The sequence below is a fragment of the Pseudoalteromonas sp. NCCP-2140 genome (assembly GCF_023708065.1).
GTDB lineage: Bacteria > Pseudomonadota > Gammaproteobacteria > Enterobacterales > Alteromonadaceae > Pseudoalteromonas.
In genome coordinates this window covers 24,278-47,347 of record NZ_BRCZ01000004.1, presented here as the reverse complement: position 1 = coordinate 47,347, position 23,070 = coordinate 24,278, and the positions used below count along the sequence as shown (strand labels likewise).

The 23,070-nt window shown below is 41.9% G+C and carries 18 protein-coding genes; 10 read left to right on the top strand and 8 right to left on the bottom strand.

The annotated features are described in order from the left end of the window. Positions 1–97 precede the first annotated feature (97 nt). Together NFU46_RS09430 and NFU46_RS09425 are read left to right on the top strand one after the other, a co-directional pair. Entirely contained in the window at positions 98–1,018 is a 921-nt protein-coding gene (locus NFU46_RS09430; protein WP_251601364.1) for a DMT family transporter, read from the top strand. Position 1,019: 1 nt separating this feature from the next. Next, positions 1,020–1,433, top strand: coding sequence for an Rrf2 family transcriptional regulator (locus tag NFU46_RS09425; protein WP_062565849.1), 414 nt, complete (start codon positions 1,020–1,022; stop codon positions 1,431–1,433). Positions 1,434–1,435: 2 nt separating this feature from the next. Here the strand turns inward: NFU46_RS09425 and NFU46_RS09420 are convergent, their stop codons facing one another. The 8 genes from NFU46_RS09420 to NFU46_RS09385 all read right to left on the bottom strand — a co-directional run bounded on the left by NFU46_RS09420 (position 1,436) and on the right by NFU46_RS09385 (position 13,887). Further along, entirely contained in the window at positions 1,436–4,744 is a 3,309-nt protein-coding gene (locus tag NFU46_RS09420; protein WP_251601362.1) for an EAL domain-containing protein, read from the bottom strand. A 126-nt stretch (positions 4,745–4,870) separates the two neighbouring features. Beyond that, the gene (gene yegQ / locus NFU46_RS09415; RefSeq protein ID WP_054562626.1) at positions 4,871–6,256 is read right to left on the bottom strand and encodes a tRNA 5-hydroxyuridine modification protein YegQ; all 1,386 of its coding nucleotides are present in this window, start codon (positions 6,254–6,256) and stop codon (positions 4,871–4,873) included. 196 nt (positions 6,257–6,452) lie between these two features. Then, entirely contained in the window at positions 6,453–8,000 is a 1,548-nt protein-coding gene (locus NFU46_RS09410; protein WP_251601361.1) for a S8 family serine peptidase, read from the bottom strand. 12 nt (positions 8,001–8,012) lie between these two features. Next, positions 8,013–8,594: a hypothetical protein gene (locus tag NFU46_RS09405; protein ID WP_058584534.1), complete on the bottom strand. Its 582-nt coding sequence runs from the start codon at positions 8,592–8,594 to the stop codon at positions 8,013–8,015. A gap of 456 nt (positions 8,595–9,050) precedes the next feature. Further along, a complete protein-coding gene (locus tag NFU46_RS09400; RefSeq protein ID WP_063528463.1) occupies positions 9,051–9,539 on the bottom strand; it encodes a hypothetical protein in 489 nt (162 codons plus the stop codon). Between the two features lie 81 nt (positions 9,540–9,620). After that, positions 9,621–12,242, bottom strand: coding sequence for a hypothetical protein (locus tag NFU46_RS09395; RefSeq protein WP_251601360.1), 2,622 nt, complete (start codon positions 12,240–12,242; stop codon positions 9,621–9,623). Continuing rightward, positions 12,242–12,853 (bottom strand): hypothetical protein, encoded by a 612-nt coding sequence (locus tag NFU46_RS09390; protein WP_251601358.1) that lies wholly within the window; start codon positions 12,851–12,853, stop codon positions 12,242–12,244. The genes NFU46_RS09395 and NFU46_RS09390 overlap by 1 nt, the downstream gene beginning before the upstream one ends. A 443-nt stretch (positions 12,854–13,296) precedes the next feature. After that, positions 13,297–13,887 carry a hypothetical protein gene (locus NFU46_RS09385; RefSeq protein WP_251601355.1) on the bottom strand — a complete coding sequence of 197 codons (591 nt, stop codon included), beginning with the start codon at positions 13,885–13,887 and terminating at the stop codon, positions 13,297–13,299. A 241-nt stretch (positions 13,888–14,128) separates the two neighbouring features. Between NFU46_RS09385 and ndk the strand changes: the two genes are divergently transcribed. The 8 genes from ndk (at position 14,129) to bamB (ending at position 23,049) form a co-directional block, all read left to right on the top strand. Then, a complete protein-coding gene (gene ndk / locus NFU46_RS09380; protein ID WP_036972405.1) occupies positions 14,129–14,560 on the top strand; it encodes a nucleoside-diphosphate kinase in 432 nt (143 codons plus the stop codon). A gap of 171 nt (positions 14,561–14,731) precedes the next feature. Beyond that, a complete protein-coding gene (locus tag NFU46_RS09375; RefSeq protein WP_058584529.1) occupies positions 14,732–15,862 on the top strand; it encodes a bifunctional tRNA (adenosine(37)-C2)-methyltransferase TrmG/ribosomal RNA large subunit methyltransferase RlmN in 1,131 nt (376 codons plus the stop codon). A gap of 114 nt (positions 15,863–15,976) precedes the next feature. Continuing rightward, the gene (gene pilW, locus NFU46_RS09370) at positions 15,977–17,800 is read left to right on the top strand and encodes a type IV pilus biogenesis/stability protein PilW (RefSeq protein ID WP_251601353.1); all 1,824 of its coding nucleotides are present in this window, start codon (positions 15,977–15,979) and stop codon (positions 17,798–17,800) included. Beyond that, entirely contained in the window at positions 17,797–18,684 is an 888-nt protein-coding gene (locus tag NFU46_RS09365; protein WP_251601351.1) for a RodZ domain-containing protein, read from the top strand. Before pilW ends, NFU46_RS09365 begins: the two co-directional genes overlap by 4 nt. Positions 18,685–18,689: 5 nt before the next feature. Further along, on the top strand, positions 18,690–19,808 hold the full coding sequence (gene ispG / locus NFU46_RS09360; protein WP_054553525.1) for a flavodoxin-dependent (E)-4-hydroxy-3-methylbut-2-enyl-diphosphate synthase: 1,119 nt from the start codon (positions 18,690–18,692) through the stop codon (positions 19,806–19,808). 133 nt (positions 19,809–19,941) lie between these two features. After that, positions 19,942–21,216: a histidine--tRNA ligase gene (hisS, locus tag NFU46_RS09355; RefSeq protein ID WP_058584526.1), complete on the top strand. Its 1,275-nt coding sequence runs from the start codon at positions 19,942–19,944 to the stop codon at positions 21,214–21,216. 24 nt (positions 21,217–21,240) lie between these two features. Then, entirely contained in the window at positions 21,241–21,861 is a 621-nt protein-coding gene (locus NFU46_RS09350; protein WP_175079519.1) for a tetratricopeptide repeat protein, read from the top strand. A gap of 9 nt (positions 21,862–21,870) precedes the next feature. After that, positions 21,871–23,049: an outer membrane protein assembly factor BamB gene (bamB, locus tag NFU46_RS09345; protein ID WP_251601349.1), complete on the top strand. Its 1,179-nt coding sequence runs from the start codon at positions 21,871–21,873 to the stop codon at positions 23,047–23,049. The last annotated feature ends 21 nt before the right edge of the window (positions 23,050–23,070 follow it).

Here is a 23,070-nt window from a genome sequence, read left to right as displayed (position 1 = left end):
TTTAGTTTTTAACGCCAACAAAACCGTCCTTTTTGTCAAAAACTGCACATCAATTTTGATTATGCTTTTGATATCTTAAATTTAAAGCGAATCATCAATGAACCATACCATCGCGACCATTGCCGTTTTAGTTGCCAGTGTGTTTTGGGGCACAACAGGCACAGCCGCAAGCTTTGCACCAGACATTAGCCCTTTTGCAATAGGTGCGTTTGCGATGGGGTTTGGCGGGGTATTACTTTGCCTAACCTCACTAACTCAGCTAAAAAACAATGCAAGTACACTGCGTAAGCATTACCCTCTAACCCTTCTAGGCTCAGCCTGTGTGGCTATTTATCCGCTGGCATTTTATACCTCGATGAATAGCGCTGGTGTGGCAATAGGCACCGTTGTTTCGATTGCCAGCGCCCCTTTATTTACCGTCTTATTGGAATACTTAATTGAGAAAAAGCCCATTGCAACTCGCTGGCTAGTCAGCTTTTGCTTTGGTGCTATTGGCATTGGCTTAATTGCGTTAGGTAAAGAACATAATCTTGCTGCTAAGGGGTTGTTTAGCCAAAACATCGGCATTTTACTTGGCTTAATTGCAGGGCTTACCTATGCGGGCTATTCATGGGTTGCCAAACGTTTAATTAGCAACGGCGTTCATTCAAGAGCGACTATGGCAAGCCTATTTGGCGGCGCTGCATGTGTACTCTTGCCTTCGTTATTGTTCACTGGAGATGCGCTTTTTGCCACAGTTACCAATACCAGCGTGGCGCTTTACATGGCCATAGTGCCGATGTTTTTCGGTTATTGGCTATTTAGTATTGGCTTAAAAACCATAGCGGCTAGCCAAGCCGTGCTCATTACTTTACTTGAGCCTATTATCGCCACCGTACTGGCTATAGTGGTTTTAAATGAGCAATTTCAGCAAATTGGCTGGTTTGGCATTGGCTTAGTGAGCATTAGCTTGGTAATTCAAACGGTTAATATTAAGCAGTTCGTGATACACTGCAAAAAACGCATATTGACGATTTGAGATGAGAAAAGACAGCCGACTATCACGGGTTTTACATGTGCTGATCCATTTAAACAGTTACAGCCACCCTGTTACATCAGACACATTAGCAAACATGTTAATGACCAACCCTGTGGTCGTGCGCCGTACAATGGCGTTACTGCGCCAAGCAGGTTATGTATCGGCAATCAAAGGTCACAATGGCGGCTGGCTACTGGCCACTCCCTTAACTGACATCACCTTATTTGATATTCACCAAGCGCTTGGCGAAAAGAACCTGTTTGTCATTGGTCTAACCGATGAGCACAGCAACTGCCCTATCGAGCATGCAGTGAACAGCGCCCTGCAAAATGCGATGGATGATGCAGAAGCACTGTTATTAAAACGTTTTGCTGAAGTGTCGCTTGCAGAGCTTGCCAGTCAATTTAAAAAGTAGGCTTACCTTGAAAAACTTGGTGACTCCACAAACTCATACAACACTGTAATTGGCAGGGGCTTACTGAAGTAATAGCCTTGTACTTGAGAACACTCAAGCTCTTTAAGTATGTTCAGCTGCTGCTCGCTTTCAACGCCTTCAGCAATTGACTCCATATTTAACGCGCTGGCTAAATCAATCATAGCTTTAACAATTGCTTTGTCAGCATCGCTGGGGTTTTCTAAATCATCAATAAATGATTTGTCGATTTTGAGCTTATCGAGAGCAAAATCTTTTAAGTAATTCATTGATGAGTAGCCTGTGCCAAAGTCATCAATCGACATTTTAAACCCTGCTTCACGCAGTTTTGTAATCGTACTTAAAGCAAACTGAGGGTTACCAATGGCAATGGTTTCCGTTAATTCAAGTTCAATACATTCAGGCTCAATAGAATAAGTTTGCAACACCGAAATTAAATCACCAAGCAGCTGCTTTTTAACAAACTTCGTTGCCGATAGATTTATTGCAAAGGTCATTGCTGGCATGTTGTCATCTTGCCACTGGCGAATTGTTTTAACGGTATTTTCGAATACCCAGTCATCAATTTCGCTAATGCGGCCACTGCTTTCAGCAATGGGAATAAACTCAGCAGGTGATACATTGCCTAATGTTTCGCTGTGCCAACGTAATAATACTTCAACAGCCACCACAGCACCTGAGGCAATATCAATTTGTGGCTGAAAGACTAAATAAAGCTCATTATTTTCAAGGGCATAATTAAGGGCATTGATGATTTGTAATTGCCTAAGCCCAGATTTATTCATTTCTTCGGCGTAGAATAACGCATTGTTTCTACCCTGCCTTTTAACCTCAAACATCGCTGACTCGGCCATCTGCAATAGCGGCTCAAACTCTTTACCATCAATTGGAAACAGGGAAACCCCGACCGATGCTGTAACAACAATGAGTTCATCATTAATCGTCAGCGGCTCACTGAGCACTTTTAATAAATCGTGAGTACTTTTATTTATAGCGCCAGTGGAAGTATAAGGCGTGATAAATGCAAAGCGGTCGCCTTGTAGTCGTGCAACCATAATCTGCTCACCCATAAAGTTACAAATTCGCGCACTCAAGCTTTGTAATACAAGGTTGCAACTTGCCATACCCAATGCTTTATTGAGAATTTTAAAGTTATCTAAACCAATTAAAATAAAGGCTGCCTTAGCATCAACTTGAAGCTTAATGGTTTGCTCAAACTCCATCTGCAACTTGTCCTGGTTTGCAAGCCCCGTTAGCTGATCAAAATAAGAAAGTTGATGTATAAGGGTTTCACTTTCGACTTCTTTGGTCACATCATGCTGAAACGAAATGTAGTTACTCACCTTCCCTTGCTGATCCTTCAATGGGTAAATGGTAGTCTGCTCAACAATCACTTTACCGTGCTTGGTCATGTTAACCAAAGCACCCACCCAGGCTTTTCGGTTTTTTAAGTGCTCCCACATTGTTTGATAAACAGCTGGTTCAGTTTGACCGGCACTGATTTTATGCGGGCTCTGACCTATTAGTTCATCATACTCGTACTGACACATATCAAGGTAAGCACGATTCATATACTCAATTTTTGCATCTGTATTGGTAAACATAATGGGGTGTGGATTTTGCTCAACCGCTTGAGACAATATGTGCATGCGTTTGTTAAGAGTAATTTTATGAAACCATTGCCACACTGACTCGGCCCAAACCGTTAGCATGTTTTTATCTTGCACACTAAACACTTTAGTTTGATGCTGTAAAATAATGGCCATATGGCACTGACTATGGCGTATCACGGGCACCACTAACAATGAGTTAGAGTCGCCAGGTAACCCGTATTCTTTTGCATGTTTTCGGTTAACAATGACAGCTTGCCCAGCCGCAATTTTGCCTTGTAACTTTTCAGTGCACACATCAAAAACATTACCTTTCTCGGCTCGATAATCATGTTGCTTTTGTTCGTTACAAATAAACAAAGCTGCGCCATCGCAATTGGTAATTTCGAGGGCTTGATTAACTGCATAATTCAACAACACATCTTGATCGTCTTGAAACGAAATTTCGGTTAGCTGTAATAAACCCCGATTAAATTTACTTTGCTGAGCAAGTGCCGCCATACGCCCAACTTTATCTGACACGTCGCGGGCGTTCACTAAATACGTTGGTCCATCATTATCGTGCTCGAACAAGGTAATCGAAAATTCAAAATGAATAACCCAGCCATTTACGCTAATGGGTAAGGTATTGACCAAACAGACAGCTGATTTTTTTGCCTCCATAAGTGTGCGCATAAAATCTTGCGCATCTGATTTTTCAAACATGCTACTAATATTTTGCCCAACCATCGCTTTAGTAAAGACATGGCTATCGGAGTTATCACTGAAGACTTCGCGAAAAGTACCGTCTTTTTCTAGCTCAAAAACCGAGTCTGGCAGTGCGGTAAGTGTTGCTTTTAACTGATTAGAGGAGTTATCTAGTGCTGCATACGGTTTAGTGACGGTTTCAACAAAAAGGATTTTATACAGTAAAAAGTAGGTGAGCCCTTTATACACATGCCCAAAAAAATTAAGGGTGTTGGTGGTGTGCGACGCATCATTAAACACCACAAAACAGGCCTCACTTAAAATAGCTAACAGGCAAACTAATGTTTTTCCTGCAATGTTTAAATTTGTTCTGGGCTTACGAAGTTGTGTCGCAAACATCAAAACAGCAGCACCGTAAAGCGCTAAAACGAGTAACTCAATTAAAAACTTAATATGGCTGCCACCGACTCCTTCTATGTAGATTTCTGGCAGTGAACCTGGAAAATAAAAAAGAGAGCTTGCAATAAACAAACTAAAAAGCAGTAAAGAGGTAAGTAAGGCGCGCGCATTAAACGGTTTATATTTAACCCAAATCCCCGCTGCAATAATTAAAAAGGCAACCCCATTAAACAGCCGAGCAATGAGCCAAAAACTTAATACGAGATTCATATCAGCTTCGCCTTCATGCATGCTGTCATAAGCTAAAAAGTGCAATGAATCAAAAATGGCAACGCACAACATGGCACAAGAGAGCAGTAACAGTTTGTAGTTATTGGTGAAATGCCACGTGTTCCAACCAATTGCAAAAATTAAAAACGAGATCACAACTGAGAACAATTCGACGCTCGTATGCATTGCTACATAAAAAGGAATAGCAGCAATAAGACCTAATCGTTCAAGTAGCAAAACAAAAGCCAGCAGCAATACCCCTACCGCAATATAAGGTACAGTGTGTAAAAGCTCTTTTTGATGTGATGGATGAACAACGTATTTCACTATAGTTTTTGACTATGTTTAATTAATACCCTTAGAAAAAAGGATAGTAAAAATAACTAGTAACGACAGTGAAATACCAAAAAAAGATGAGATCAATGCGCTAAGTATGACTTAGCGCCCCTTTTATTAAGCTTTTTTGAATGGATTACGGGTATCTTGGTCGGCATCTAGATTACGCATCAAAATTGCGTGATCTAAATCGATATCTTCTGGCAGAGGAATTTTAACAATATGACCTGAGCCTTTCGCATCGCTAATGGCTTCGCCTTTTTTGTTTTCCATAAAATCCAACTTAAAATTGATATTGCCTTTTGGTGTCATTAATTCTAGTGAATGACCAGTACAGAACTTATTTTTCACATCAATTTCAACTAAGCCATTATCGTTGCGACCTAATACTTCACCCACAAACTGCTGTTTATCTGACACCGAATGACCATACTCATAGTTTTGATAGTCTTGATGTGCGTGGCGTTTTAAAAACCCTTCTGTATAACCACGATGCGCTAAGTTTTCGAGAGTTTTAAATAAGTTTGCGTCAAATGGACGACCAGCAACGGCATCATCAATGGCTTTACGGTACACTTGTGCAGTACGAGCAACATAGTAGAAAGACTTGGTACGGCCTTCAATTTTTAAACTATGCACGCCCATTTTCGTTAGTTGATCAACATATTGAACTGCACGTAAATCTTTTGAGTTCATTATGTAAGTGCCATGCTCGTCTTCAAAAGCAGGCATGTACTCACCTGGGCGCCCTTGCTCTTCAAGCATGAATACTTCGTTACTTGGTGCACCATCACCTAGGGTTGGGATCACCGCTTTAGGGTCGATTTTATGCACCATTTCGCCGGTTTCATTTTCCGTGCCTGGTTTCACATCGTAGTTCCAGCGACATGCATTAGTGCACGTTCCTTGATTTGGATCGCGTTTATTAATGTAACCCGATAGCAAACAACGGCCAGAATACGCCATGCAAAGTGCACCGTGAACAAACACTTCTAGTTCTGTATTTGGGCATAGCTCACGAATTTCAGCGATTTCTTCAAGCGATAATTCGCGCGATAAAATGACTCGTTCAATACCCTGCTGAGCCCAAAAGTTCACTGTGGCATAGTTCACCGCATTGGCCTGCACAGATAAGTGAATTGGCATATCTGGCCATTTTTCACGCACTAACATAATAAGCCCAGGATCTGACATGATCAGCGCATCTGGCTGCATCTCAATGACAGGCTCAATATCGCGTAAGTACGATTTAACCTTGGCATTATGAGGAGCAATGTTCGACACCACATACAACTTTTTATTTTGCGCATGCGCTTCGTTGATACCAACTTGCAGATTATCTAGGTCAAACTCATTGTTACGAACACGAAGGCTATAACGAGGTTGGCCAGCGTATACGGCATCTGCACCATAGGCAAAGGCATAACGCATATTCTTTAAACTACCCGCAGGTGATAACAACTCAGGCGTAAAAGGACGAGGGGTCAAAATAGGTGACGACATGAAAGCTCCACACATCGAACCGAGTACAAGTCGGTTGCATGAATTAATACGATAATGAAGCGCGGGAGTATAATAACCTGCCCAGTAATTTTATTGATCTAGATCATGATTGATTCATAGAGCTTATTGTTGAGTAGGTGACAAACGAAAAAAGCGCCATAAGCGCTTTGGTCATAACAACAATATAGGGGAGTAGTTAATGGGCTGAGCCATCTCCGCCACGTAATACGTTATTAGATGCTTTACATCCATTTTCAGCGATATAATCAACAGCCGCTTTGGCTTGCACTATGCCCCAGCCGTAAGCATGATCATAACCCATATCCCCCTGATCATCGGCAGATGCCCTCAGTGCTAAACGAATACCATTTGCAGAACACTCAGGATAATTACTCCATACCAATGCAGCTACGCCGGAAACATGGGGAGTTGCCATCGAAGTACCTGATTTAAAGTCATGATCTGAAAACTCAGCGACTGTTATTGTGGTTTTCTTACCGAGGTTGTCCATTAAATTAAGACCCTCATTTCTTGTCACAGAGCCAGCAATCATAGAAGTAGGGTTAATAGTGCCGATTAGCTGGCTTTGGTTATTATTACGAATAATAACTCCCACACCGCCATCCGCTTCACACTGCTCTACTTTTTTATAAAACGGAATTTCCCCTCGTTCGATTAGACAGATTTTTCCTGTTACATCTCCACAGCTCTGAGTACCTAAACCACAATCAACGAGCTCCCCTGTCACAGTACCAAAACGCGAGCCATCCATACCATAATATTGGAAATTAACAGTATCTTGCGTGACATTAAATTTTGAAAAGCGCGCGCGGTCAACAGGCACAGTTGAGAAAATATTAACGCCTGGCGCTGCTAGTTCAATTTGACTGCTTCGCTGAGAAAAGCTTGCATGATTTTTAGTGCTATCAACCGCTGCGACTGAAATCACACTGTCATAAGAGGCAGGGTAGCTATGTGAAGCTTCACCAGCATTTCCTGCTGCCGCAACCATTAATATATTTGCACGAGCAACTTTATCTAACGCTTTTTCTTCAATCGGGCTTGAGTATTTTCCACCAAGGCTCATTGAAATAACCGTTGAACCGGCTTGCTGGCACTCATCAATAGCACCGGCTAAATCCGAAGCGTAAGCCCAGCTACCATTACCTGCAAAAACACGCACAATGTGCATATCAAGGGAATGATCATCGACAATCCCTGTCGTACCAAATTCATTGTCGATTGCGGCAATCGTGCCAGCAACGTGAGTGCCATGACCAAATGGATCTTGATACCACACACCAGCACCACCATCGTCTGAGCCTGTAACACCAGCACTCGGCAAATCTGGGTGCTCTAAGGCATAACCGCTATCAATTACACACACTTTTTGTCCGCCTTGATATTGAACTTGATCAGCTTGAACCATCGATAAACCATACGGAATATATTGCGAAGCGCCTTCAGACATTAACTTTCTTGGTACGTCAGGGTAAAAAGTCTTTACGTTTGTAAGCCCTGTAACATTGGCTAACTGAGTTTTATTAATCGAAATTGCAAAACTTTCTAGTGAACTAAGCTCTTTTTCTATTTTAATATTATTTGATAACAACTCCGATTTAAGCGCTGAGGCTTTATTACTATTTGCTTCTAGAACAATTCGCATTGATTGATCAGCTAAAGAAGGAAAACTATAAGCAAGAGCAATGCTTGCCGCTAAAACTGTTTTTTTATTTATCATCATTAAACTCCTTCTCTACTCTGCGTTGTCGTCATTTTTGCTACTTGGGCAATCTTTCACTTGTACATTGCCACTTATTGTTCCGGCATTGTTATAGCCTTGGTATGGACCTGACTCGAGTAACATCACATTCAATAACCCATTTGCACCAAATCCAGATTTAATACCTTCAGAAATATCCATCATGCATGCAAAGCCAACCCCCTCTCCAGGCAGGCTAGGATTGGTTGAATTATAATTAAACTCAACTTGATACATCCCCTCAGTGCAAATATCTTGTTTGCAAAATAATCGCTCATCACCAGACTCAGCCCCATCAGGTGATACAGGATCTTCACTACATAAGCCTGCACCATAAACCTGTGCGTTAAATGATACTCCTCCAGATTGTTGCCAATCTAATGCAGTTACATCTTTGTAATTTACTTTTCCGCTTACTTCTCCATCACATCGAGCTGCATGTGCTGTAAACACAGCTTTTCCAGCCCCACCCTTTGAATTAAGAGTGCCGCCAGCGTTAACTTGAGCGTCTAACTTTGCACATCCACCCATAATAGCGAATGATGTGATTAACAAACCTAACTGCGCTTTTTTCATATTAATTCCTTGTTGTTTGTTTTTATTAAAAACAGCTAAAACCACTCAATAATAAAATATATTTAATTTATACAATTAGTTATGAGTGACAAAACAAGTAATAGAGGAAGTAAAATGAGAATTCAACACACTAAAAAGGGTAAAAACCATGGCAAGAAAAACGATTAAATTTACTGTAAAAAAACACCTTAATTAACAACATATTAAAATAATATTTACACAATATAAAAGTGTATCAATCTGTACCAAAATGTAATCAAGCACTTAAATATTATAAGCAAAGACAAAAACTAACACTTTAGCACTACAGAAATTAAACTAAGTAAGGACTTATACAGAAAAGAAAAAAGGTGACCAATCCTATGGCCACCTTTTTAGATCAAACTCAATTAACTATCCAGGGTAATTGGTTTTGATTTGCTAATGTTAACAGCAAAGCCCTTAACATTGATATTTTTATACGCCAGTTAAGCGTTCTCGGCGTTTTTTCCACAATAAGAACTGATAACCAAGTAGGCCATCGGCCTGAATATTGATCCGCCCACCTGCGGCTTTTATCACTTGCAATTGCTTTGGCTTATCGTCGAATTCAAATTTGAATTTATATGACGTCAGTGTTTGCTTAATCAAACTAATGGCAAGCTCGTGCTCTTTTGCAGCCTGAATGGTGACCATTTCATCCTGATTAAAGCGGTACTTAATTTGTTTATTTGTTGCGATTAGTTTCGGCATCAAATTAGCGATATGTTCATTCCAGTGCGCAGACTTTTTTGCGTATTCCATTGAAGCCGCTTCATCTAGCTCCCATGTGGTCAATAGCTCTTCAGGAACATTAAACCCTTTATTGCTTGAGCTTGCAGCTTGATGGGTTTGCGCACTAGCTTGATCAGGAATAAAGCTTAGAATACATAACCATATTATTGTTATTAATGAACTTTTATACATTAGCAGGCCTTTGTTACAAAGATATTGAAATAAAGGCCCAGCCACCTAGCCGGACCTTTAAGCGCTTAACACAAAATGGTATTAGTCATTAATATGTGCGCAGCGGCCAAATTCAGCACCTGCCGACACCGCATCAACCACTTGCTTAGGGAAGCTAAGTTCACGGTCGCGGCCGTTGTCACATACAAATGCCTTATTCGCATCGATTTCAATTGATAACACTGCGCCAGCAATGCCTGCCATGATCTCAGAACCATCAGCACTTAGGCCAAACATGTTATCAGTAAGCAAGCCTTTTGCTTCAGTAACACCTTGCTTAGCAAAGAACTCTGCTGATGACATCCAGCCAATACCTTTTAAATAAATAGCGCCAACAAAACCGCCAGATAGAGGGCTACCAGCACGTCCGGTGATCATCGATAAGTCCTCATTTGCATCAAGAACCATCACTGAAGGTAAGCCAAATCCTAGTTCAACTAATTCTTCATGGCTGTAGCCTAGGTCGCAATAGTTGGTCCAGAAACTTATCGCAGGAATGTTGTCACACCAACGTAAGCTACCAATTTTTTGAGTTGTATTGGTTACTGTATCCCATACTTTTACGCCAGCAGGGCGACGGTTTTCGATGGCGCCAAAGGCGACATAACGACCATTTTCAGAAATAACTGAATTGTCGATTGCACCAAACTCCGTGTAGGTATCAACAAGCTCGCCATTCACCCAAGCAATTTGCGTAAAGCCATTCGTTGAACCTGTAATGGTTTCGCCATTACCAGAGATACGATCTGCTCGCGCCCATGCCGTACGACGAATTTGCTCATCGCCATTCATAATAGCGATTTCTTTACCGCTACCATAAGTACGGTCAACCATTTGGGTGCCAGGTAAAACGCTTGCTTTACCCGTGTTTGCATCCCAAACAGTAGGCATACCAACTGAACGCGCAGCTTCGCCTTCAGCACAGCGATTTGAACCATCGTATGGGAAGCGTGTTGTACCAACAATCAACTTACCATCATCATCCATATCCCAGATGCTATGTGAGCTTTGCCCCTGCTGACTTGAAAGCGAGCAACTATTCCCCGTTAAATCTTCAAGCATTGATACTTTTCCAGAGTTTATATCCCAGACGCCGCCTTGCATCACGCCATTATCGTTAAAGTGTGCGGTAATGGCAGCTTTAGTTGCTGTTTTGTTCATTGCTGTGCTTGTAGAGCTTAATAAAGCGTAGCCATCAGGGCTTACTAAAGTATCAAACGAATTAGTCGCACTGTCGTATAAGAAAGGAATACCCGAAGAGGTTGTTCCAAGTGCTTTTTTACCGTTTTTAGCGTGATCCATTACAAACGCTGAAATCAGTGGCGTATATTGAATACCATCTTGATAACCGTTGAAGAACATCTCAACTTGTTTAGTTTCACCCGCTGAAACAACTATCTCTGTCATCGCACAGGCATTATCTATTCCCGGGTTTGCACTTTCGTTGTCATTCCAATATTCAGCTTCAGAAAGAATATTCGTTTGCTGAGTTGGATAACCACCGGCATTGATCTCTTGAGTATAAAGAGCATAACGAGCACCTGGCGTTAAGCCATTAATGGTAAATGAGCCATCTGGGCCGATACGGCCTTGTGTCATGTTACCTGACTGTTGGCTGATCACATCTTCGTAAGGGTTATCAAGGTTACGCGCTATTAAATTCACCCCTGAGTACTCTACTCCCTCTTTTGTTAAGAGCTTACCTTGAATAGAGCCAAACTGTGATTTGTACTCACTGGTAGGATAGAGATCTGAAATATTAACGATGTCATCTTTCACATTAATGGTGTGTTGATTTGCACCAGCACTGCCGCGCACATTAATAAACGGGAACATCGTCTCAATGGCAGAATAATCTAACATACTAGAGCTGGTAAATTTAGTGACACCTTCACAACCTGGTACACCGTCGTATTGCGGACTATAGCTTGCCGACATATACACTAAATGGCCATTTGCTTGCGAGTGAGACATATTGATCGCATGGCCAAACTCATGGGTGAATACTCCACCAACTTGCGTGCCATCGGTATCACTGATATCAACAAACCAGCCATTCATTAAAGCTGTCGCTTCGATAATTTCGCCAGTTTCTTCGTCGGCCCATTCAGGGAATGCAATACCTAAAACAGCGCTTCTTGGCACACCAAAATAGTTTTCTAAAATGCCACCATCAGTGTCGTAATTGACCCAAAAGCCATAACCATTCTCAACACCATAAATTTGATCAACATTTTCTGCAGTCACATCCGCAATGCCTGTTTTCTCAAAAATCGTGCCCTGTACTGACATCTCGAAAGTCGACGTTTCTACATCAGACCACTCTTTCACAGCATTCGCCGTTACTTTGTTGGCTTGCTCAATCGTTAAAAATGTATAATCTCGGTCAAGTTCAGTGTATGCAGGGATCACTGTGCCATCAGGTAAGGTAACATCAACGTTAAAAACAGTGCCTTTTTCAAGTACAGTGAAGGTTTCGACATCGTTACCGTCTTTATCTTTGATAAGTTGGCCGCCATCTGTCCACACTGGAATACTGCCTTTTGAGGTGTCCCATTTATATGGCTGCATTGTCGGTTCATGAATATAGAGTGGGCCACCGGCTAACGCACCTGTCGAAATAGTTGCAAGGGTTAATGCTGCTGCGATTTTAGAAAATTTCATTATTGTTGTACTCCAGACAGTTTACCTACTAAATCCATAAAAACTCCCACATCGACTGCACCTGGTGTGGTTAAAAGATTTTGTTGCTCTGCTGATAAGCTGCTGGTATCTAACCCTTCAAAAACACCTTTGTTAGCAAAAATGTTTTCTACTTTGCCATTGCGCACTACAAATTTACCTTGAGCAAGGCCTACGGTCGTTTGAAACCCTGTGATTGATGCTGGCTTATACATAAAGGCAATCACTTGTTCGCCTTCTTGCCATTTAGAAAAGCCCTCTGGTGTTGCACCTAAATACACTTTGCCATTGCCCATAGAGCGGGGCTTGATCAAGCCAAACTGACGAAAAGTGTAATTTGAATCCTCTTTTAATTTGCCTTTAGCATCTGACGAAACCTGAATAGTCACTTCGGTATAGGGACGATTGTTATCAAAACCATCTGTTACGCTTACCACCTGACCGGCAATAATGCTCTGTGACTCAACGGCCATCTCTCGTAAGTTTTGTTGCTTTAGTTTCATTGCATTGGCTGCGGGGCTCAAAGTCAGCATGGTGCCAAGTGCAAAAGCTGACGCGCATGACAACTTAGAAAGTGCACTGCGTAGTTTCATTGTTCTCTCCTTTGATTATTCAAATTAAAATGAAAGTAAGATTTTTTGTTTAGAAAAAATCAATTCACTAATATTTTATGATTGAATAAGTTCAGGAATTCACGAAAAACCATGTAGCGTTTTGTACACTTAAATTTAACATTTCGATTACAATTTTGTTGTTGCTATTTTTCTCTGAAAAGATAGATTAAATTCACACAAAAAAGCAAAAATAAATCATTTTCAACAATTTAAAATAGCATCACTTTATCATGGGTAATTAGCTTACCCATGATAAAGTGAGCAGAAAGTTAACGATAAAGTGGTATTTTTACATTTTTTAAATGTGTTATGGAGAAGGTAAATTTATACCAATTAGCTTAGTTGGGTGAGCAAATTGTAAGCGAGTAGAGATTAGGTATGTCAGCAGAGAAGCCCGCTGAAAATAGCTGATTAATAGCAATTTAAAACAGCTGAACTTCTTCAGTTTCAAGCGCAAAGGTTTTGCCGTTTGCAAAACTAATATCGATATAAAAAATATGGCTACTTTCAACTTCAGGAGCTTGGTTAGGCTTTAGTTCAATAAATATGGGTGCAATAGTGGGGAATACGTTTGTGAAGTTTTCAACACTGGCATAGTTGCCATCACTGTAATAATCAAAATCACTATTATACATTTCTTTGATATCAAACAGGCTATTTAAACTCGTACCCGCAGTGAGTTCATTGTTGTAATCAGCGCTTGAGTAAATATTAATCGCTGTAATGGTGTTCGCGCTCCCTAGTACCACAGCTGGGATAGCACACTCTGCATACTCTTTATCAGGATCGGGCTCATTTCCTTCACTATAAACGCCTTCGCCCATACCACCTAGTTTAATGGTATAGGCATCATAGGCGAGTGCTGTATTAGCTTCGCTTTGCTCTGAGGTGACAACATAATTATTAATATCGATTGCAATGGGGTAAGTAGAGCACTCAAGCTCATCGTTTGAGTCTGAATTACAGCCAACTAAACAGCTTGCAAGTAAACTAGCCAGTAAAAGATTTTTCATTATTGTCCTTATTAGTTTTATCATTTCCTGAGTTAATAATTGCCTATAAAACAGCCCACAACAAGTACTTAACTGCTAAAATTCGCTCACACTTTATACCCGTGTTGCTATACATGGTTAGGGTTCATGAAAATGCCATCAAATGACTATTTAATTAAATTAGGAATTTTCACGTAAAGCGCGTATAATTCGCGCCCGTTAATATTTAACCTTTTAAATTTAAAATTATTGGAGCATAAAGATGGCTTTAGAGCGTACTTTTTCAATCGTAAAACCTGATGCAGTTGCTAAAAACCACATCGGTGCTATCTACAACCGTTTCGAAACTGCTGGTCTTAAAATCGTTGCAGCTAAAATGGTTCACCTTTCAAAAGAAAAAGCTGAAGGTTTCTACGCTGAGCACAGCGAGCGTCCTTTCTTCGGTGCTTTAGTTGAGTTCATGACATCTGGTCCAGTAATGGTTACTGTTCTTGAAGGTGAGAACGCAGTACTTAAAAACCGTGAAATCATGGGTGCTACTAACCCTGCTGAAGCACTAGCTGGTACTTTACGTGCTGACTACGCAGACAGCATCGACGAAAATGCTGTTCACGGTTCTGACGCTGTTGAATCAGCTGCACGTGAAATCGCATACTTCTTCGCTGACGAAGAAATCTGCCCACGTACTCGTTAATTTCGAGTTCACAGCTAAGTCTGTGATGCAGAAGAAAAAGGGCTTTCGGGCCCTTTTTTTAGTCATTAGCTAAGCCTATTGTAAATCTGTTTAGCTAATGACTAAGTCGATTAAATAATGTACAATCGCGCACCCAAACTACTTACCACCGTCACTGATTGAGGTTGTTTCATGACCACTGAAAAAAAGATTAATTTATTAGATTTAAACCGAGATGCAATGCGTGAGCTTTTTGTATCATTCGGTGAAAAGCCATTCCGTGGCGATCAGGTGATGAAATGGATTTATCATTTTGGTGTAGACAATTTTGACGACATGACAAACGTCAACAAAAAGCTAAAAGAGAAACTAAAAGCTGAATGTGAAATTGTTGCTCCTGAAATCTCAGTTAGACAACAGGCAAGTGATGGCACCATCAAATACGCCCTAATGCTACAAGGTGGCCAAGAAGTAGAAGCTGTTTGGATCCCAGAAAAAGACCGTGCAACTTTATGTGTTTCATCACAAGTAGGTTGTGCCCTTGAATGTACTTTCTGCTCAACAGCACAACAAGGCTTTAACCGTAACTTATCAGTATCTGAGATCATCGGTCAGGTATGGCGTGTTGCAAAAGACATTGGTTTAGATGGCGATAGCACAAAGCGACCAGTTACTAACGTGGTAATGATGGGTATGGGTGAGCCATTACTAAACCTTAAAAATGTAGTACCAGCAATGGAACTTATGATGGACGACTGGGGTTTTGGTTTATCAAAGCGTCGCGTTACTTTAAGTACCTCTGGTGTGGTACCTGCTCTTGATTTATTAAAAGAGAAAATTGACGTAGCGCTGGCTATTTCACTTCACGCACCAAACAATGAGCTGCGTGATGTACTGGTACCAATTAATAAAAAGTACCCTATCGAAGAGTTTTTAGCGGCGTGTCGTCGTTATATTGATGGCTCTAAAGCAAACAAAGATGTGACTATCGAATACGTTATGCTACAAGGTGTAAACGACAGCACAGATCAAGCACACGAATTGGTTAAAACATTAAAAGGAACACCTTCAAAAGTGAACCTAATTCCGTTTAACCCATTCCCAGGTAATGAATATGGCCGTTCGAGCAACAGCCGCATCGACCGCTTCTCTAAAGTATTACAAGCAGCGGGAATTACCTGTATTGTTCGCCGTACCCGTGGTGATGATATTGACGCAGCTTGTGGTCAATTAGTAGGTGATGTCGTTGACCGTACTAAACGTTTAGCGAAAAAGAAAATGCGCGAAGATAACGCAATTGCGGTAAATGTTCACCAAGCATAAGCGTAATTTCTAAAGATAAGCCTTTGTGACAAACTCGTTATTTTTAAAATAATAGATGCAACACAAAGGCTTTTCGGTAAGATAGGCATACGGAATCAAAGAAGAGATTAGGTAATGCGTTCTATACTTGCCATTACTGTTGGTGCATTCGCATTAACAGGGTGTGTTACAGAAAACAGCTACGAAGGTAGCGACAGACCCGTTGTTGAAAAACAGGTTAACAATACCGGTGCTGCCCGTACTCGTATCGCCCTTGCTTTACAGTACTTAAAAACAGGCAACAACTCGCAAGCAAAATATAACCTAGAACGCGCAGCTGATTTTGCTCCTGATCTCCCAGAAGTACACTATTCTTTAGCTTATTACTATCAACAAGTTGATGAACCAGAGCTAGCCGATAAAGCCTATCAACGCGCTTTAAGAATCGCCCCTAATGATCCGAACACCTTAAATAACTATGGTGTCTTTTTGTGTGGCATTGGCGAATATGACCGCGCTGCCGAAGAGCTTCTTAAAGCGATTGCAGTTCCTAGCTATATCCGTGTAGCTGAAAGTTACGAAAACTTAGCCTTATGTGCAATTGAATTTGATGACTTTGAAAACGCAGAAAAATACCTAAAATCAGCGCTAAATCACAGCTCGCAGCGCCCTTCTTCAATGATTAGCCTTGCCGGTTTGTATTATGCTAAAAGCGATCTTCATAAAGCGGAAGATATTATTGAAAAATACGAATCAACCGGTCGTGTGACTCCTCGCGCACTCATGCTCAGCTACCTAATTCAGCAACGGATGGGCCACATTGAAAAAGCCGAAACAACGGCGGGTATCATTTTACAAACCTACCCGGGTTCGAGCGAAGCAAAAGCAATTACAGCAGGGCAAACTAAACGCTCAGAATTTGAAGTTCTGCGTGAAAAATACCGTCAAGCCCAGCTTGAAGAACTGAAAATCTCAAGCGATAACAGCGCAGTTAGCAAAGATCAGCCAAAAATTCGCATCGTGAAAAGAAAAGCGCCAGCTAAACAACCTGTTGTTGCGCAGGCGTCAGTGGCTACTACCGGGCAAAGCCTTGTAAAGACCACAAATTTTCCAACAACTAATGAACAAGCTTATTCAGTTGAGCAGCCAACTGTAAACAAAACTCAACCCGAGCCACAAACTGTTGCGCAAAGTAATAAGCAGGTGCCTACTGAGGTAAACTCAGACAGCGAGGAAAAGCCCGTAACAGAGACACTCGCCTCTTCGCAGACGAGCGATAAAACGCAAGATACGCTCACAAAGAAAACTGACGAAGGTTTCCAAACAGTTTCCTCTCGTAAAGTTGAACAAACTCCAGTTATTGCAAAGCAGCAAACAGACGCGCAAAAACCAGCGCAAAGTAATGATGAAGTGACCATAGTGTCATTTGGTGCACCGCAAACGCCAAGCGTTCAACAACAAACGCCAGCAAACTCGCAAAATACTAAAAATGATGCCAGCACTGTGGTGTTTTACGAAGCAGAAAAAGACGAAAATGTATTTAGTGGCAGTCAAACAACGACATCATCTGCAAATAGCACTGACTTTAGCGTGACAAACGAGCCACTCAATTTACCTATGCTGAACGCAAATGTACCGGCGCTGAATATCCCTTATCATATTGTTGAAAATGGTGAAAACCTCTTTAGCATTTCGGTGCGATACAATGTTAAACTACAAAAGATTTTGCTGTGGAATGGCCTAAAAGAATCGGATCGTGTACAAAACGGTACTCGCATTTATTTGAACGATCCGCACATTTACCACAACATCAGCGATGGCGACACGCTTTATAGCATAGCCACACAGCATAGCGTATTAATCGATCAGTTAATGCGCTGGAACAAATTGAGCCCAGATGTCGCCCTAGAACCTGGGCATAGACTCTTATTGGTAGATCCAGACTCATACGCATTATGAATGAAGAAAACAATTTAGAACAACCGCAAGAAACGCTCGGCCAAGCGCTAAAAAAGCGCCGCGAAGACGCAGGAATGAGCCTTGAGCAACTTGCTGGTGCATTAAAGTTATCAGTTTTACAGTTACAACGACTAGAAAACGACGAGCACGAACTACTAGGCCCTGCGACCTTCGTAAAAGGTTATATCAGAAGCTATTGCCGTGAGCTTAAAATCGATAGCCAAGCCATGCTTGAATTACTGCCTGAGCACGTTGAGCCTGAGAAAAAGTCAAAAATGCAGAGCTTTTCTCGCCGCACAGAAAAAGAAGCACATGACAGCCGTTTAATGCTGTTTAGCTACTTTATCTTAGCGGTGATCATTGGCTCGTCTGTGTTTTGGTGGTGGCAAAATAGCAACCAGAATATCGAAGAGCCGGTCACGACTGCGATGCCAAATCAACTTGAAAGCAGTGATATTTCACCTGACTTAGCTGTAGAAGCACCAGCTGAAGAAACCATTCAACCACTCGCTGAAGGCGAGCAAGAAATCGCTCAGCCTGAAGCTGATGCGCCAACGACCAGCAACGAAACACAAAATCAAACTGCATCACAAAACCAACCTACTGCTCAGCCACAAACTGAAAAGGCAGATCCTGAGCACAGCGAAGTGGTGATGCATTTCAATGAAGATAGCTGGGTAGAAATTCACGATGGCAACGGCGATCGTATTGCTTTTGGTGTTAAAAAAGCAGGTTACGTTATGACAGTAACCGGCCCACAGCCATTTAGTGTGGTACTCGGCAAACACCAAGTAGTCGATATTACTTTTCAAGGTCAAGCCGTCGATACCTCACATTTTGCCAAAAATCGCTTAGCTAAATTTACTTTACCGTTATCAGAGTAACCGCAATGTTTTCAGAATCTCCTATTAAACGCAGAAAATCGACCCGTATTAACGTAGGTAACGTGCCAATTGGTGATGGTGCGCCAATTGCCGTTCAGTCGATGACTAACACCAACACCCTAGATATCGATGCAACGGTTGCACAAATTCAAGCTATTCAAGATGCCGGCGCCGATATTGTGCGTGTGTCTGTACCAACCATGGAAGCAGCTGAAGCATTTAAAAGCATTAAAGAACAAGTCACTATCCCGCTGGTAACGGATATTCACTTTGATTACCGTATTGCATTAAAAGTGGCTCAGTATGGTGCGGATTGTTTACGTATTAACCCCGGTAACATTGGTAGCGAAGAGCGTATTCGTGCCGTTGTAGACTCTGCACGTGAGCATAACATCCCTATTCGTATTGGTGTTAATGGCGGTTCATTAGAGCGCGATTTACAAGAAAAATACGGCGAACCAACACCAGAAGCTTTACTTGAATCAGCTATGCGCCATGTTGAGATCTTACAACGTTTAGACTTTGATCAATTTAAAGTATCTGTTAAAGCGTCAGATGTATTTTTAGCGGTCGGTGCATATCGTTTACTTGCCAAAGAAATCGACCAGCCACTGCATTTAGGTATTACCGAAGCAGGCGGTATGCGCTCAGGTTCTGTTAAATCGGCTGTTGGTTTAGGTATGCTACTTGCCGAAGGCATTGGTGACACATTACGCGTATCACTTGCTGCCGATCCGGTACAAGAGATCAAAGTGGGGTTTGATATTTTAAAATCATTACGCATTCGCTCACGCGGCATTAACTTTATTGCCTGCCCGAGCTGCTCACGCCAAGAGTTTGATGTGGTAAGCACCATGAACCAGCTTGAAGAGCGCCTTGAAGATGTGGTTGAGCCTATGTCAGTGTCGGTGATTGGTTGTGTAGTTAATGGTCCTGGCGAAGCGCTGGTTAGTGATATCGGCCTTGCTGGTGCGAACCGTCGCTCTGGCTTATACATCAATGGTGAGCGCCAAAAAGCACGTATCGATAACGATAACATTGTCGACCAACTTGAAGGCTATGTGCGCGACTTTATCGCTAAAAAAGAGAAAGAAACGCCAATCGACATCAAAATCGTTGAATAATTCGCATATACTCGGCAAACCCTTGGGTTTGCCGTTTACCTTTAGAGCCCAAACGGTATAATAGCGGGTCAATTTTTTAGTTTTTCTTGAGGCGCGATTTTTTCAGCGCAAGTACAGTATTTAGGATTTATCAGTGGCAAAACAAATTCAGGCAGTTCGTGGTATGAACGATTGTCTGCCAGGCGATACGCAAATTTGGCAGAAAGTAGAAGACATTTTACGTGAAACAGTTTCATCGTTTGGTTATCAAGAAATTCGTTTTCCAATTGTTGAATCAACCGACCTATTCAAGCGCTCTATCGGTGAAGTAACCGATATCGTAGAAAAAGAAATGTACACCTTTGCTGACCGTAATGGCGATAACTTAACTCTTCGCCCTGAAGGTACCGCAGTGTGTGTGCGTGCAGGTAATCAAAACGGTTTACTGTATAACCAAGAACAACGTTTATGGTACATGGGCCCTATGTTCCGTCACGAGCGTCCACAAAAAGGCCGTTACCGTCAATTCCACCAATTTGGTTTAGAAACATTCGGCATTGCCACTGCTGATATTGATGCAGAAGTTATTTTGCTGACAGCCCAATTATGGAAAGAGTTTGGTATCAGTGAGCACGTTCGTCTTGAGCTTAATTCATTGGGTTCAAATGAAGCGCGTGCAGACTATCGAGATGCACTTGTTGCTTACTTAGAGCAACACGTCGATGTACTTGATGAAGACTCTAAGCGTCGTATGCACACTAATCCTTTACGTGTGTTAGATAGCAAAAACCCTGATGTACAAGCTATTTTAACTGATGCGCCTAAACTATCTGAGCACTTAGACGCTGAATCAAAAGAACATTTTGAAAATTTATGTGAACGTTTAGACGCTGCAGGCGTCGAATACACGGTAAATGAAAAGCTTGTACGTGGACTTGACTATTATAACCGCACTGTTTTTGAGTGGGTAACCGATAGCCTAGGCGCACAAGGAACCGTTTGTGCCGGTGGTCGTTACGATGGTCTAGTTGAACAACTAGGCGGTAAAGCAACACCAGCGGTAGGTTTTGCAATGGGTCTTGAGCGTTTAGTGTTATTACTTCAAGCGCTAGAAAGTGTAGGTGACATCCGCCGTAGTGCTGATGTATATTTGGCAGCCATGGGCGATAAAGCCAGCATTCAAGCGCCTATCATTGCCGCTCAATTACGTAAAGATGTTGCTGGTCTACGTGTTATGGTGCACGCAGGCGGTGGCAACTTTAAAAAGCAATTAAAACGCGCAGATAAAAGCGATGCGCTAGTCGCAGTTATTATCGGCGAAGATGAATTAGAACAAGGCGTTGTGACTATTAAGTACTTACGTGAGCGTAAAGAACAAGTCACCTTAAAACTAGAAGAAGCGAAAACGCTACTAGCTGAACTTATTTAAGCCCAGCTAGCAACAGAGGTAAGCATGGAAATTTATTCAACAGAAGAACAACAAGAAGAAGCGATCAAACGCTTTTTCCGTGAAAATGGTTTAGCACTTGCAATTGGTATTGTTGCAGGTTTAGGTGGTTTATATGGTTGGAAAGCTTATAACCAAAACCAAATCACCACAGCTGAGAAAGCATCTGACTCTTTCACACAACTTGTTGAAAGCGGTGCCGTGCTAGAAAAAGCGGATACGTTTATCAAAGACAATGGCGAGTCAAGCTACAGCACGCTAACAGCATTTGTAGCGGCGAAAGAAGCCGTTGACAAGAATGACCTTGATGCAGCAAGCGAAAAGCTTAACTGGATCATCACCAACGAGCAAAACCCTGAGCTTAAAGCAACGGCAACAACGCGCCTTGCTCGTGTTCACCTTGCACAAAAGCAATATGAGCAAGCGCTAACAACGCTAAACGCCCAGCTTCCAGCATCATTTGCTGCTGCAGTCGCTGAATTAAAAGGCGATGTTTATGCTGCACAAGGCGACAAAGACCAAGCTCGCAGCCAATACCAAGCTGCTGCTGATAATGGCGGCCTTGAAAACAATCCGTTATTACAAATTAAACTTGATGACTTAGCACAAACTAGCCCAGCGGCGTAAGGGGTTAAGATGAAGAAGTTAACAGCGGCAACACTTGCTCTGTGTATCGCAACCCTGACTGGGTGTTCGTCCAGTGATGACGAAGAAGAACTGGTACTGCCTGAAATTGTTAATCAATTTGAGACAGAAGTAGTTTGGCAAGAATCAATCGGTGATGGTGTTCAGCACTATTTCTCGCGCTTAACACCGGCTATTCATAACGATGTTGTGTATGTAGCAAACCGCGAAGGTGAAGTTGAAGCCCTATCGCTTGAAAATGGCGATACGCTATGGCAAACCGATGTGCGTGAAAACCCAGCCTTCTGGCCTTGGGAAACCACAGAAAGTGCCAAGCTATCGGGCGGTATTTTACAAGCTTACGGCAAAATTTTCGTTGGTTCTGAGCATGGTTACTTAACTGCTCTTGACCGTGAAACAGGTGAAATCGTTTGGCGCAAAACTATGCCAGGCGAAGTACTTGCTAAACCAGCTGCAGGCGACGGCCTAATTTTTGTAAACCTAGGCTCAGGTAAATTATTAGCTGTACACCCAGATACAGGCGAAGAGCGTTGGAGCTTTGAACAAGAAGTGCCACCACTTACATTACGAGGTCAAAGTTCACCAACTGTAGCCAACGGTGGTGTATTACTAGGTCTTGAAACAGGTAAATTAAGCGTATTAATTTCTGAAAATGGTTACTCTGCGTGGAGTGCTGAAATTGCTTCTCCAAAAGGGGCGTCTGAGTTTGAACGTTTGGTTGATGTAGATACACAAGCATTAATTAGCGGTCCATATGCTTATGCAATCGCCTATAATGGTAACTTAGCAGCCGTTGATATTCGTTCTGGTAATGTTGTTTGGAAACGTGAGTACAGCAGCTACCGTGATTTATCAATGGATAGCCAGTCTATCTATGTTGTTGATAGCGAAGGTGTTGTTTACGGTCTAGATAAAACATCAGGTATTGAGCGTTGGAGCCAACCGGCACTGCGCGGCTGGTACTTAACAGGCCCTACCGTGGCTGGTAAATATTTAGCACTAGGTGACCAAGAAGGTAACCTACACTGGTTAGACAAAGAAACGGGTGAGCTTGTATCGCGCGAAGACTTTGACAGCTCAGGTTTCTTTATTGAGCCAGTTGTTGCCGGTGACAAGTTAATTTTATACACCCGAGATGGTGAAGTTAGCGCGGTTAAAATTCCAAACTAACTTACTAATAGTAAACGTTAT